12 protein-coding genes are annotated in these 13,103 nt (G+C 46.0%); 2 read left to right on the top strand and 10 right to left on the bottom strand.

The genetic code is table 11. From position 1 onward, the window contains the following. Nucleotides 1–70: 70 nt before the first annotated feature. Together hpdC and hpdB are read right to left on the bottom strand one after the other, a co-directional pair. The gene (hpdC, locus tag HMPREF1492_RS04810) at nucleotides 71–346 is read right to left on the bottom strand and encodes a 4-hydroxyphenylacetate decarboxylase small subunit (RefSeq protein WP_035436504.1); all 276 of its coding nucleotides are present in this window, start codon (nucleotides 344–346) and stop codon (nucleotides 71–73) included. Between the two features lie 26 nt (nucleotides 347–372). Then, nucleotides 373–3,102: a 4-hydroxyphenylacetate decarboxylase large subunit gene (gene hpdB, locus HMPREF1492_RS04815; protein ID WP_035436506.1), complete on the bottom strand. Its 2,730-nt coding sequence runs from the start codon at nucleotides 3,100–3,102 to the stop codon at nucleotides 373–375. A 272-nt stretch (nucleotides 3,103–3,374) separates the two neighbouring features. On the opposite strand from hpdB, the gene hpdA reads away from it, so the two are divergent. Beyond that, nucleotides 3,375–4,367 carry a 4-hydroxyphenylacetate decarboxylase activase gene (gene hpdA, locus HMPREF1492_RS04820; RefSeq protein ID WP_051479403.1) on the top strand — a complete coding sequence of 331 codons (993 nt, stop codon included), beginning with the start codon at nucleotides 3,375–3,377 and terminating at the stop codon, nucleotides 4,365–4,367. Here the strand turns inward: hpdA and HMPREF1492_RS04825 are convergent, their stop codons facing one another. From HMPREF1492_RS04825 to prfA, 7 genes are all read right to left on the bottom strand, one after another. Further along, nucleotides 4,368–5,282 (bottom strand): response regulator, encoded by a 915-nt coding sequence (locus tag HMPREF1492_RS04825; RefSeq protein ID WP_035436508.1) that lies wholly within the window; start codon nucleotides 5,280–5,282, stop codon nucleotides 4,368–4,370. Nucleotides 5,283–5,301: 19 nt separating this feature from the next. Then, nucleotides 5,302–6,048, bottom strand: coding sequence for a LuxR family transcriptional regulator (locus tag HMPREF1492_RS04830; protein ID WP_051479404.1), 747 nt, complete (start codon nucleotides 6,046–6,048; stop codon nucleotides 5,302–5,304). Nucleotides 6,049–6,319: 271 nt separating this feature from the next. Next, nucleotides 6,320–6,964: a uracil phosphoribosyltransferase gene (gene upp, locus HMPREF1492_RS04835; protein ID WP_035436510.1), complete on the bottom strand. Its 645-nt coding sequence runs from the start codon at nucleotides 6,962–6,964 to the stop codon at nucleotides 6,320–6,322. Nucleotides 6,965–7,086: 122 nt separating this feature from the next. Next, nucleotides 7,087–7,551, bottom strand: coding sequence for a ribose 5-phosphate isomerase B (gene rpiB / locus HMPREF1492_RS04840; RefSeq protein ID WP_035436513.1), 465 nt, complete (start codon nucleotides 7,549–7,551; stop codon nucleotides 7,087–7,089). Nucleotides 7,552–7,644: 93 nt separating this feature from the next. Further along, entirely contained in the window at nucleotides 7,645–8,292 is a 648-nt protein-coding gene (locus tag HMPREF1492_RS04845; RefSeq protein ID WP_035436516.1) for an L-threonylcarbamoyladenylate synthase, read from the bottom strand. 125 nt (nucleotides 8,293–8,417) lie between these two features. Beyond that, nucleotides 8,418–9,311, bottom strand: coding sequence for a peptide chain release factor N(5)-glutamine methyltransferase (gene prmC, locus HMPREF1492_RS04850; protein ID WP_035436519.1), 894 nt, complete (start codon nucleotides 9,309–9,311; stop codon nucleotides 8,418–8,420). Nucleotides 9,312–9,323: 12 nt separating this feature from the next. Further along, nucleotides 9,324–10,391, bottom strand: coding sequence for a peptide chain release factor 1 (gene prfA / locus HMPREF1492_RS04855; RefSeq protein ID WP_035436522.1), 1,068 nt, complete (start codon nucleotides 10,389–10,391; stop codon nucleotides 9,324–9,326). Nucleotides 10,392–10,605: 214 nt separating this feature from the next. Between prfA and HMPREF1492_RS04860 the strand changes: the two genes are divergently transcribed. After that, nucleotides 10,606–12,336, top strand: coding sequence for a hypothetical protein (locus tag HMPREF1492_RS04860; protein ID WP_051479405.1), 1,731 nt, complete (start codon nucleotides 10,606–10,608; stop codon nucleotides 12,334–12,336). Nucleotides 12,337–12,411: 75 nt separating this feature from the next. On the opposite strand, the gene HMPREF1492_RS04865 is transcribed toward HMPREF1492_RS04860, so the two are convergent. After that, the gene (locus tag HMPREF1492_RS04865) at nucleotides 12,412–13,098 is read right to left on the bottom strand and encodes a VTT domain-containing protein (protein WP_035436525.1); all 687 of its coding nucleotides are present in this window, start codon (nucleotides 13,096–13,098) and stop codon (nucleotides 12,412–12,414) included. Nucleotides 13,099–13,103: the final 5 nt, after the last annotated feature.

The raw sequence follows: 13,103 nt of genomic DNA on the forward strand, positions 1-13,103 counted from the left end.
GCAATTAATAAGGCGCCTCGGTATCCCCGAGAATCCGAGGCGCCTTCCTGAGAAGGATGGTTAGTATGGTTTAAGCCTTAATGGCCTCTGCTGCCATTTCGAATGCCTCGCAATTGCAAGCTCCATTCTCGGCAAACGCCCAATACTCAGTTTCAAAACCGCTACAAATTCCCATATTTTTTTCAGATGCCTGATAGTGTGAGCAAAACTTGCACTTGTGGGCTGGTACAAATTCGGCATCATCAATCTCATCATCGCCCATTACAACAACGTCACCATGAGCATGGTCGATGCCCTTAACAACATCGATGGGAATATAAAAATCGCAGTCACGATACTTGCACATTAGAGTCTCCTTTCAAGCACTCGAAGTTAGATGGATTCATACTCTGTACGAGCAATAACCTCATCCTGGATTGGCTTACCAATTTCCACCCAATACTGCGTAAAGCCTGCCACACGAATAAGAAGCGTGCGATAGTTCTCTGGATTGGCTTGTGCCTTTTTAAGAACTCGGGAGTCAATAATGTTGTATTGGATGTGGAAGCCACCTTTACGCATATATGCCCTGGTGAGGTCCATCAGCTTTCTAGATCCCTCAATACCTCTTGCAGCACTTGGGTGAAGTTTAAGATTCATCTGACTGTTCTGAGACATTGAGTGATCCCAACCAGTTGCAGACTCAAAGAGCGCATACTGTCCATGAGTATCAGTGCCTGGATAGGCGGACATTGAAGCGTCTGCGAACGTAGTTCCTTGGAGTCGACCATCTGCTGTTGCAGCAGTAACAGCACCCTCTGGACCATGCGTGGAAACAGACATCTGGCAGACATAATATGGCTCACCATATAGATTCTCTATTGTTGCTGGCAAGTCATTGCAGAACCACTGCTCCCAGTCATAGAGCATTTGGTCAACATATGGATCATCATTTCCATATTTTGGCGCCCTTAGGCAATCTGCGTGGATCTCATCATAACGTCCGTCATCGTCAGCACGCTTCTCTTGATCCTTCAGAGATTCAGAACCGACTTCCTTTGAAGTCTTATATCCAAAGTTATTGTCAAGAGCGTCCTTAAGCTGGTCAAGCGTATATTTCTTGTCTTCGTATACCAGCTTTTTAATTGCTGCCATAGAGTTAATTTGGTTACAGGTTCCACAGCACTCAATATTAAATGTGGAGTTGTAACGATAGCCCTTTTGAGCAATACCAAGACCCTTTTCAAGACAATTTGGTTTGAGAAGTGAGTTAACCATAGATGGGGTGAACTTGCGCCATACATCATGCTGAATATTCATGCACTTGTTCAATACTTCGCAAGCCTTCTGGTAATAGGCCTTAAACTGTCCATCAAGTTCCTCAAATGTTTCAAAAGACTTGTCGTGCGGTGGGAAGACCTGCAGTCCCGTACGCTTATCAAAGCCATTATTCAAAACAAGCTCAAGAATCTTAGGATTGTTAATGAAGTGAATACCAACAGACGTAGGCTGAGCAGATCCGCCAGGAATCCAGTGTAGTTTTCCATTGAGATGCAGAGGCATCCATGTGCCAGGAGAAGTTTCAAGGCAACCACCAACTGACCAAGCACGTGCTTCCTGAACCGTCATGCCTTCATGACCGTACTGATTAATTAAAAACTCCATTGCAATACGGTTGTTCATGATTGCAGGATAACCAGCACCTGTCTTTACGCACTCCATGCATTTCATAATGAATTCTTCTGGAGCAGACTCATCATAGAGCAAAGAGAGCGTTGGCTGAGTGGTCTGGCAATTAATGCCAGCATCAAGCATAATCATTTCAAGACGATTAGCGGCAGATTTACCATCGCGATCTACGCCACCAATACAAACATTATTAAATGTATTGCCAGATAGAACGCCACCAACAACACCTGTGCATGCAAATGCATCAATGCAGGTCATCTTGACACGATAAAGCTCTTGCCACTCCTCAACTTCTTTCTCAGTAATGGTTCCATTCTCAATATCCTGCTCGAAATAAGGATAGAGAACTTGACCAATGCGTCCTGGTGAAAGACCTGACATTGCATCTTCGTTGAGTTCAGCTAGATGCAGGAGATAAATAGTCTGGAAAGCATCCTTAAATGTCTTAGGCTTCTCGTGAGCCAAGCGATGAAGACGCTCAGAAATCTCCGCAAGTTCCACGATTTCATTCTCATCATTTGTGATAGAAATTAATCGATCAGCTTCGCGGCCATAATTTTCGAACCACTTTGAAAGACCTTGAACCAAAAGACCCATGGAGGTGTAGTAATACAGCCTATCCATGCCAGAGATTCCGTCGCCGCCAGGCTCGCCAGCTACTTCACCTGCACGTTTTTTGCAAATCTCAATTAGTTCATCAAAGCCATGCTCCAGGACGAAGTAGTAATTCATAACTTCGCGTCCCTGAGGAATGGTAAAGCCGGAGTCAAAATTACTGACGACAGACTTCATGATGTTTTCTTTAATTTTGTACTCAGGTACCATCTGCTCATATTTGCGGGCGACGTCCTCTACAGACTTGCCTGCCCATGCATATGCGAGACGATGCATCGCTGGTACGTTTTCAAGACGAACTCCGTACTTTCCGCCGACAGAAACAACATTTCCAAAGCTCTTTGTTACATTTCCTCCACCCGCGCCAAAATGAGAGACCTCTGCGCTGGACTCTGCGCCTGTATCTAGGGCAGCCTTATACAGGTCAGAATCCTTATCCATAAAGAAGCTCTCTGTCAGCCATGGCAGTGGAGCAGAACCGCGGTAAAATCCTGCCTTTGCTCCAACAAGCTGCTCGTGTGGCCAAATTGGCGTATCCAAATGTTCAAATACGCTTTTTAGAGCATAACCACGACGCATGATAGGAACTTCGCCCTCATGCTCCATAGCTGCACGGGAGTACCAATAGGACTCCTGGATGTCCAGCGAAGAGAGTGTGTCGAAGTAGATATCGCGGAGGTAGTTAGCTCGTGGGGTTGGCTCCCTCTTGATCTCTCGATCGGTGATTTCAGCTGGTGCTTCTCCGTTTGCGTGGCTCTCAAGGGAAAGACCGCGCTCAGCAAGAACCTCGCTCAGCTTCATCGGTTGAAGTGTTGCCATCTCCAAGCCTCCCTTAAAACATTCTTGGCAAGCCCCTTTAGCCTGCCGTTAAAATGATTTTTAAAGAAGAGGTCTTGATTTACATCAGGCGAAATTCCTAATAAAAAGTTGTATCTTTCTTTACAAAAATCAGACTACAGAACTTCCTAGTACAAAAGTCTTAGCTCCTAACTTCAAAATAAGCATCTAAATAGGACTCTAGCTGTACATATTTATATAAATTTATTTCGATAATTCTACTGATAGTCAAAAGGGTTTCCGGGGAGGTTCTAATGAGAAGAAGTCTTTCTGCCCCCTTAAATCAGGGCTGCAGCGAACTAAAGGGTCGCATTTTTGATATTCAATCATTTAGCGTCCATGACGGTCCAGGATGTAGGACTCTCATTTTTATGTCCGGATGCCCTTTACGCTGTGCATGGTGCTGTAATCCTGAAAGTTTTCTCAATCAACAAGGAAAGCTTTTTTTCGGATCGAAATGTATCAATTCCAAAGATAAAGCCTGCGTCCGATGCATCCAAGCTTGTCCTTATGGAGCGGTGCGCAACAATTCTCAAGATAAAAATCATCCGATGATTTTTGATTGGCAACTGTGCCACAACTGCCAATCACTAGAATGTGTTAATGCTTGCTTAAACGATGCACTCGTTAATATTTCGAAAGAGTACACCGTTAGCGAGATTATGTATATTCTCGAAAGAGACCGTCACTACTGGTCAGGAAAAGGAGGCGTAACTTTTTCTGGAGGTGACCCTATGTTTCAACCTGAATTTCTTGAATCTGTTCTTAAATGTTGTGAGGAATTGTATATCCATAAAGCTATCGAAACAGAAGCTCTTGCTGACACTGCTGTGTATTTGAGGATAATGCGTTACATGGATTTTGCTTTTAATGATTTAAAGTGTATGGATTCTGAGCTCCATAAAGCATACACAGGGATTGGGAACGAGCGTATTCTTAATAACATTCGTGCTTTTGCGAATTCAGGAAGCAAAACGCGACTTATCTTAAGAGCTCCTATTATTCCAAGTTTTAATGATTCTGAAGAAAATTTTGCCAAAGTTGCTGACTTCATGAACGACATTGGTCTAGATGAGTTCAATATCTTACCGTTCCATCGCCTAGGTGTTTCCAAGTGGGAAGAGCTAGGCCTAGATTATAAGTTCAAGAACACTCAGCCCACATCTTCGCATACTCTAGCAAAGCTCAAAAAAGTCCTAACTGATAAAAAAATCAAATGTTATGTCGGAAGCGATACCCCATTTTAGTTACTCAAGCTGATTAAAAATTTGATTCATAAACGAATCTGCAGATATAACTCGATTGAGGACCTCAACTTCATCGACATTAATTTCTTCAATCTCATAGAGTGAAGAAATTGCTTCTGCTGGAGTTTTTCCTGATAACAAATTAACGCACAATAGTAGGACGAGGCCCGTTATGCCGTCCGTTGTATGAACGTCCACAGTATCAAGACGTAAGTTTCCAGTGCTAAATTCAAACAATTTTTTAAATTCAAACCAAATACTAGTCCCAGCCCATAACTCATTAAGGTATGTAAGGACATTTTTTATAGAACCGTATGTTGTAAGTAAATCAAGTGTGTAATTAATCATTTCATGCGCAATTGATTGCTGTTCTTTAGAAAGACCGCTTTCCTTTGCAAGAACATTTGTCCAACGTAAAATATCCGATTTGCTGATGCTGCCAGTATCAGTAGTAATGCAATCTTCTATTTCTTTTCCTGCACAGTATTCTCTATCGACTATTCTTAAAAATTCCTCCGCAGGGAGACTCCTCTTGTACCTGCGGCGGCCATTAACGAGAAGCGAAAGAACGTAATGAAGCCTATCGAACTTTATTGGTGCAAACATAAAAATATTCGCGCCAGCTCTAAATGCTGCAAGTCTTAATTGATCAGAATCTTGTGGTCCATGAATAACAACAGGACAAGCAAGGAAATCAAATTTCTGACGAACTAAACGACAAGCCTCAAATCCATTCATATCCTGAAGTTCGACAGAAAAAATCAATACGTCCACAACTTGATCGTCAATAATTCTTAGCGCTTCTTCTCCTCGATAACAAAGAATAGTTTCGTAACCGAATGAAATAAGCTCTTGTTTAAAGCTTTCTCTGATTTCTTCGTCCGTACACACAAACAGAACTCGTGGTCTATACATTACAGAACCCCTATTTTTACTATGAATCTAGTGCTGCAGGAGCGAATTCGCAAATAAGTTGAACTCGATTTTTCAAACCCAACTTCGAAAAGATATTACTTAGATGGGTTTTTACTGTCTTTTCACTTACAAACAGCCTGTTTGCAATTTGTGCATTTGACATTCCCGAGCACACTAGTGTTGCAACTTCATTTTCTCGTTGAGTTAATAAATCTGATATTGGATTACACTTGGGTCCCATAGGCTCTTCTGAAATCACACCGCATTCAAAATGGATGTCCAGTAGTCGGCAGACGATTGTCAGGCTATTAATAGCTCTTGAAAAATCTTCATGACTCAGAATAGGTAAATCAAATTTTAGATTTAGTTGTTTAGAATGCGGAGAATCATCAAATGTAAATCCAGAACAATGCCAAAACGCGATCAATTCGCCATTGAAATAAATCGGGGCTAGAAAGCTTGCAATACCATAATCACAGCACTTTACTAATGGTTCAAAGCTGTGAGTTTTATCAAACCAGCTGGCAACTTCCTTGACATCTATTCTGTTTACACCACTACATTTATGATGACTACTCATCTCAACAAAGTCGCAAAAAAATAATTTCTTTGACGGTATTAAAAGTGATTTTCCATTTCTATCGAGTAGGTGGATTGGAATATCCATCTCACGAGAAAAGCAATCTTGATAATCCTGAAGGGTCCCCATACCAACCATCTCAAGCCACTGAGATGGTTGGACTATGCGCGGCACATTAGGAGTCATATTGTCACCCTCCCCAAAGGATTTGATGTATCTCCATTAGCACGAGAAACAAGCTATCGAATTTAAAATTTTATTTAATTTTTATATATTATCTAATTGTTACTAGAATTACACAATTAAAAATCGGTGATTGACTAAAGTGTTTTAGCCACAGTCAGATATATCTAATCTACCTGTATAAATATAAAAATTACAGAATCTTCTCAATAAAAGAACTCACGCTTACCGATAGGTAAACGTGAGTTCTGTCCAACAAATTAAATCGAATCGATTACTTAGTGCCGTAAATACGGTCGCCCGCGTCGCCAAGGCCTGGGAGAATGTAAGCATTTGGGCTCAGCTGACGGTCAACGGTGCACGTATAGAGGCGTACATCTGGGTCAAAGTCCAGAGTTGCCTTGACGCCCTCAGGGCAAGAAACAATGGTCAAGCAACGAATATCCTTGACGCCAGCCTCACGCAGGAACTGAATAGCAGCAGTTAGAGAGCCGCCGGTTGCTAGCATTGGGTCAACAACCAGGCAGGTACGGTTCTCAATGTCTGCAGGGAACTTGCAGTAATACTGGTGAGGAAGATGGGTCTCTGGATCACGGTACATACCAACATGGCCAACGCGAGCAGATGGAACCAGCTCAAGAATGCCGTCAACCATACCAAGGCCAGCACGAAGAATTGGAATAATAGCAACCTTCTTACCAGCAATACGCTTAGCAGTCATGGTCTCAAGAGGAGTCTCTACCTCGACGTCCTCAAGTGGGAAGTCGCGCATGGCCTCATAGCTCTCAAGAATTGCAAGCTCGTTGACAAGCTCACGGAACTGCTTAGTGGTGGTTGTCTTGTCACGAAGAATGTGAAGCTTGTGCTGAACTAGTGGGTGGTCAACAACCGTAAGTCTGGACTCATCGTAATCTGCCATAATGCTCCCTCCAAGAGCTTGACCTGCGCTTTATTTGAATGTCTGCAACTATATCCTAGACGTACATTCCGTGCAGGTTTGTGTATGTATTGCTTAGACAGCACCGTTTATGTGCTGTTTACTTACTCAGCGTCAACACCCTTAAAGTTAGGGTCATCCTCACGCATGATCTTCTCGACACGTCCAGCGTGGCGGCCACCTGCAAACTCGGTGCTCAGGAAGGTGTCCACAATAGCCTCGTTAACAGCAAGATCGGTGAATCGGCCAGAAAGACCAATGACGTTTGCGTTATTGTGCTCGCGAGCAAGCTCTGCAAACTGAACAGTCTGAACAGGAGTTGCGCGAATACCAGGGACTTTATCAGCGGTCATAGCAATACCAATGCCGGTGCCACAGATCAGAACACCGCGATCTGCCTTGCCCGCTGCGACTGCGCGAGCAACCTTATCTGCAAAATCAGGGTAATCAACACGGTCGTCATTTGCTGGACCAAAGTCCAAAACCTCGTGACCAAGCGACTTGATGTGCTCAATGATTGGATCTTTCTGGATAAAGCCAGCGTGATCGGAACCAACTGCAATACGCATACGTATCCTCCTCAGAAAATTCACTCCTATAGAGAGTACCGCATGCAGGCAAAAGCTGCAGCCAAAACACATAAAAGGGATAGGAATTTTTATCTATTTTGCAAATCCCGCAGTGGCGAGAATATCCTCGGTTGTGATGGCGCCTTCGCGCAAAATGCGCGGCTCATCGCCTGTACAGTCGACAATAGTAGACGCAATAGCAAGGGGTGCTGGACCTCCATCAAGCGTCAGATCCGCTTGCTCAACAAGGCCTGCCTCAAGACCACATCCATCAACTGCAGAAGGAGCACCATGCGTATTTGCGCTGGTAGTTGCCAGAGGAGATCCAAGCTGCTTAGCAATCTGGCACACGAGCGGCGAGTTGGGCATGCGAAGCGCAATGGTCCTGTTATCTGGCAAGACGTATTCATCGGGAACGTTCTCTGATGCGGTAACCACCAGCGTAAGAGCTCCTGGCCAATAGGCTTCTACCAGCTTATTTGACCAGTCATGTGTAATGTACGCATACTTCTGCAGGTCAAATTTACTGCCCACAAGCCAGGGAAGCGTCTGCGTTGAAGGACGCTGTTTAATCTCAAAGATACGCTTATGACCTGGGTTTTGAGGAGTTGCAGCGGCACCAATTCCATAGACGGAATCGGTGGGCATGATAAGTACGCCGCCGCGACGCGCTGCCTCAACAGCTAAAGAAACTACAGATGCATCCGGATTCATCTGATCAACTTTAATGTACTCTCCCATAAACCCTCAACTCTTTGTTGTGTGCGGCGCGATGTTATGTGCTGCGCAATGTTGTGTGTGGCGCGATGTTGTCTGATGCGCAGTGATACGCGTTGCACAGATTTTCTCGCCAGGCGCCTGAGGTGCTACTTTGCTAGATGCGCCACAAGAATGCGCGGCCTGTGCGTCAGATCTTCTTTGACCTCAACGGACTCCCACACTCCCTGCTGCTCAGCAAGGTGTGCTGCCTTATCCAGGTGCCCCTCGTAGAGCTCAACACAAAGCATTCCTCCAGGCAAAAGCATACGAGGAGCCGCCTCAAGCAACCTCCTGTAGACGTCCAGGCCGTCCTCTCCCCCGTCAAGCGCCAGCTCAGGCTCAAAGCCCTTGACCTCAGCAGGAACTTCCTGCTCAAGCACGCTTGTAGGAATGTAAGGCGGATTAGATACCAATATCGAGAAGGACTGTGCAAGCTCTGCAGGCACGCCTTCTACCAAGTCGCACTCAATGAGCTCTACACGCTCCTGGAGGTCCAAGGCGTCTCTGTTGCGAGTTGCCAGCGCAATTGCCTTAGGAGAAAGATCCGTGGCGTAGACGTGTGTCTGTGGGCGCTCAGTGGCAATAGAGAGCGATATGCAGCCCGTTCCAACGCCAACCTCAAGCACACACACTTCTCCGTCGGCGTTTGGAGTTGCCGCGTCAACGCCTTCGAGCGCAACATCTACCAGCACTTCTGTCTCTGGTCGTGGAATAAGCACGCCTGGCTCGCACGTAAGTACCAGGTGCCTAAAGGGCATCTCGCCCGTCACGTACTGAAGCGGCTCGCCGTCTGCGCGGCGCTTAATTGCCTCGCGCATACGAGCGCGCTCATCCGCAGAAAGCGGCTTGTCAAAGTTGGTGTAGAGCTGAACGCGAGAAAGGCCTGTCACCGCAGACAAAAGCCATTCTGCAGAAAGACGTGGATGCTCATCACCCTTCTTTTCCAAGTGCTGAGTAGTCCACGTCAAAATTTTCTGGATTGTCCAAACTTCATCTGTCATGAAGTTTGCACCTTAAACAGCCTGAGCGAGTTTCTCGGCACGCTCTGCTGCAGCAAGAGCCTCAATAACGGATGGCAGCGTATCGCCAAGAAGAACGCCATTGTAGGTGCCGTTAAAACCAACGCGGTGGTCGGTTACGCGGTCCTGTGGCTGGTTGTACGTGCGGATCTTCTCGGAACGTGCGCCATGACCAATCTGGGAAAGACGCTCTGCGCCCTGCTCAGCTTGCTGACGCTCAAGCTCCATCTCATAAAGACGGGCACGAAGCATCTGCATACAGACCTCGCGGTTCTGAATCTGAGAACGCTGATCCTGAGACTGAACAACGGTATTTGTTGGCAGGTGAGTAATACGAACTGCAGAATAGGTGGTGTTAACGCACTGACCGCCAGGGCCGGATGCGCAGTAGGTATCAATGCGCAGGTCTTCCTGGTTGATCTGAATATCAATCTCGTCAGCCTCTGGGAGAACTGCAACGGTTGCGGTAGAGGTCTGAATGCGGCCCTGAGACTCAGTCTTAGGAACGCGCTGAACACGATGAACGCCGGATTCATACTTCATAACTGAATAGACCTTATCGCCCGTGACCTTAAACTCAATAGTCTTAAAGCCGCCAGCCTCAGAAGGAGAGCTGGACAGGATCTCTGTCTTCCAACCACGAGCCTCAGCAAAGCGCTCATACATCTTGAAGAGGTCGCCTGCAAAGATTGCTGCCTCATCGCCGCCAACACCAGCGCGAATCTCAACGATAGTGTCCTTCTCGTCATTTGGATCGCCTGGAATCAGCATGACCTTGATCTCATCCTCAAGCTGAGGGAGCATCTCTTCATTAGCAGCAATGTCTTCCTGCAGCATCTCTTTTTCTTCTGGATCAGAAGTAGCGTTGAGAAGCTCTTTTGCAGCCTCGATGTCATCAAGGGCAGTGATGTACTTGTTGGCGTGAGCAACCAAATCTGCCTGATTAGAGTGCTCTTTTGCCACGCGAGCATACTCTTTTGGATCAGAGACAACAGCTGGGTCTGCAAGCTTTTGCTCAAGCTCAGCATAGGCCTCGACGATTTTTTCTAGCTTGTCACGCATTCTTGCTCCTAAGATAAGTGCCTCGTGCGCGCTTGGCTCATTGACATGCGGCCAAACTGTTGCAAAGCTGCTTGCGAGGTGAGAATTCAACTAAAGAAGTGTACCACCACTAGGCGGTTTTTAAACCGATACCTCCCTATCTGCACAGGATGAGGGTACACAAGTTACATAATTGTGAGAAAATTACAGCAGGTTTAGACGGTAATGAGGCGCTATGACTTCTAAGAACAAAACTTCACAACCAGATAACACACCTGCTGCAGAGGACACCTCTTCTGATCAGAAGACTCTTGATGCCCAGGCTGCTGAGGCAGTTGACACCGCTGGCGAGAAGACCGACGAGCTTGAAGAGGTCACCGACCCTATTGCTGCCGATATGGCCGCTGCTGATGAAGACTACATCATGGAAATTGTCAGCCCTATCTTTCCTGGTCTAGACGAAGATGGTGAAGAGGATGAGACTTACTCTGCTTCGGATGAGAGCTCTCCTGAAAACGACGCAGATAGCACCACTGACCTGGAGAAAATCGTAAACGATGCAGCTCTGACACAGGACCTTTCTGCTGTAGAAGCTCGCCTCAAAGAGCTTGAAGAGAACACTCACGAACATGCAGAGGCCAAAGCTACTGAAGCTTCTGTCAAAAATGCTGCTGACACGAGTAATGCAACCTCTGACGATGACGCAACGTCTATAAAAGATGTTGCTGATACGTTCTCAAGCTATCTTCGCAGCAGGCGTCGTGCGCTGTTTAGGTTTGTACGCCGCTACAGCCTGCTTTCTGGCATTCTTGCTCTTTTAAGTCTTGCTCTTTTATCTGCAGTTATCGTGTTCTTTATTCGCGTGAGCAACGTTCCTTCAACTGATACTGTTATTGCTGATGCGCGCACACGCGTTGAGGCACCAGCCTGGACTCCTGGTGAATATGATGCTGATGAGTCCTTACTCCTTACGGGCATTGAAGTTGTGTCTCGCACAAGAAGTACCACGGCAATCTCAAGTGATGCCGCGCAGTTTGGTGCGACGGGCTACGCCAACTCTGTCGTACGCCTTACCTATACAGGTAATGCAATTGCTGCTACAAAGATGACCAAACTTGGATACGCAAATACCCAGGGCTGGAACGCTATCGGTGACGAAGAATCACAATCTGTTACCTACCAGGCAACTTCGGGCGTTTCCACCACAAAAGTCCTTGACGCTATTGGCGATGTGCTAGCAAAACTTGATGAGAAAAATCCTAACGAAGCTATTTCTTATAGCTCGCAGTTCTCTAGCGCAACCTTCACCGTTCTTGATGCGGGCTTTGACCGTGAACAGCAAACCTGCTGGGTAAGAATGTCGGGTGTTTCACCAACCTTCTTTGGTTCGCTCACCTGCGAAATTACCGCCTCATTTACCTTTGATGCTTCTACGGGTACCTGGGCGTTGGACACAGCCAACCCCTCGGCAGGACTTAAGTACGACTACAGCGGACTCGTAGGAACGTGGAAGGGTTCCTTTGTCAGCTGCGAAGCAAGCAGCGGAAGCCCTTGCTATGCTGGTCGAACCAATCCTTTAACGTTGACGGTAACGGCTGCAGGTTTTTCTCGCGATCAGCTCGTGCTTACGGCAACCGCAGGGGGTGTTGTGCACAACCATGGAGCACTCAACACCTCGTATCGTTGGTATCCCGGTGATACTGAGTTCAAAAACGCTTCTGTCTCTCTTGCAACTTCAGGAACTATCGGAGAACAAATTCAGGTTTCTGGAACGGTCGATGTAACCAATGCAAACCTGGATGCTCATTCTGCTTCTAATGCGGCTCTCGCCACACCTCAAAAGCCACAATTGAAGGTCACTTTTGATAGTGCCAACAGAAGCGTTGTGGCTCAGCTTATTTCCACTTACACAGAAAATGGTCAGACAGTTACCTTTACTGATACCTATCAGCTCTCTAAAGAGTAAAAATAATCCCGTCAGGCCGAGTCGTTCCTGACGGGATTTCTATCATCAAATTACGAAAAGTGCGAAAGCTTGTTACTAAGCCTCGTCTTCGTTTGTATCTGTGACTTCTTCGTTGTTTTTCTCGCCCTTGCTCATACGGCCACGGATAAGGCCAACAACTGTTGGAATAATTGAAACGGCAACAATACCCACAATCAGCAGCTCAAAGTGCTCCTGAACTACAGGAATGCCACCAAAGAAATAGCCGAGAAGTACAAACATCGTGGACCAGGTTAGACCACCCAAGATGTTATAAATGCCAAAGTTGTGCCAGTGCATACCGCCCATACCAGCAATAAAAGGCACGAACGTGCGGATAAAGGGGAAGAAGCGACCTAAGAAAATTGCAAGATGACCGTGTTTATTCAGAAACTTCTGAGTCTTCTCAAGATGCTCTGGAGTAAGTGCCTTGACCTTTCCAGAAGCAATAATTTTTTGACCAAAGAAATGGCCAATCATGAAGTTCATCTGATCACCAAGAATTGCAGCAGCCCACGTAATAACAAGCAAAAAAACAATATTAAAACCACCGTTGTGAGCAAAAAATCCTGCTGCAAAAAGCAGAGAATCACCTGGTAAAAATGGGAAAAAGACTACGCCGGTCTCAATAAAAACAATCAGAAAAACAAAGCCGTACGCAGCGAGAGGACCAGTGGCAATCATTGAAGCAATAAATGCGCGAGGATCTCTAAGCAGCTCAATGATGTAGTTTACAAAACCCATCGAAG

The organism is Atopobium sp. BS2, from assembly GCF_000565075.1.
GTDB lineage: Bacteria > Actinomycetota > Coriobacteriia > Coriobacteriales > Atopobiaceae > Lancefieldella.

Bases quoted from the DNA above. Each gene is read 5' to 3' on its own strand.
- hpdA (WP_051479403.1), top strand. From the start codon at position 3,375: ATGAGAAGAAGTCTTTCTGCCCCCTTAAATCAGGGCTGCAGCGAACTA.
- HMPREF1492_RS04845 (WP_035436516.1), bottom strand. From the start codon at position 8,292: ATGGGAGAGTACATTAAAGTTGATCAGATGAATCCGGATGCATCTGTA.
- rpiB (WP_035436513.1), bottom strand. From the start codon at position 7,551: ATGCGTATTGCAGTTGGTTCCGATCACGCTGGCTTTATCCAGAAAGAT.
- HMPREF1492_RS04860 (WP_051479405.1), top strand. From the start codon at position 10,606: ATGACTTCTAAGAACAAAACTTCACAACCAGATAACACACCTGCTGCA.
- prmC (WP_035436519.1), bottom strand. From the start codon at position 9,311: ATGACAGATGAAGTTTGGACAATCCAGAAAATTTTGACGTGGACTACT.
- prfA (WP_035436522.1), bottom strand. From the start codon at position 10,391: ATGCGTGACAAGCTAGAAAAAATCGTCGAGGCCTATGCTGAGCTTGAG.
- HMPREF1492_RS04830 (WP_051479404.1), bottom strand. From the start codon at position 6,048: ATGACTCCTAATGTGCCGCGCATAGTCCAACCATCTCAGTGGCTTGAG.
- hpdB (WP_035436506.1), bottom strand. From the start codon at position 3,102: ATGGCAACACTTCAACCGATGAAGCTGAGCGAGGTTCTTGCTGAGCGC.
- hpdC (WP_035436504.1), bottom strand. From the start codon at position 346: ATGTGCAAGTATCGTGACTGCGATTTTTATATTCCCATCGATGTTGTT.
- upp (WP_035436510.1), bottom strand. From the start codon at position 6,964: ATGGCAGATTACGATGAGTCCAGACTTACGGTTGTTGACCACCCACTA.
- HMPREF1492_RS04865 (WP_035436525.1), bottom strand. From the start codon at position 13,098: ATGGGTTTTGTAAACTACATCATTGAGCTGCTTAGAGATCCTCGCGCA.
- HMPREF1492_RS04825 (WP_035436508.1), bottom strand. From the start codon at position 5,282: ATGTATAGACCACGAGTTCTGTTTGTGTGTACGGACGAAGAAATCAGA.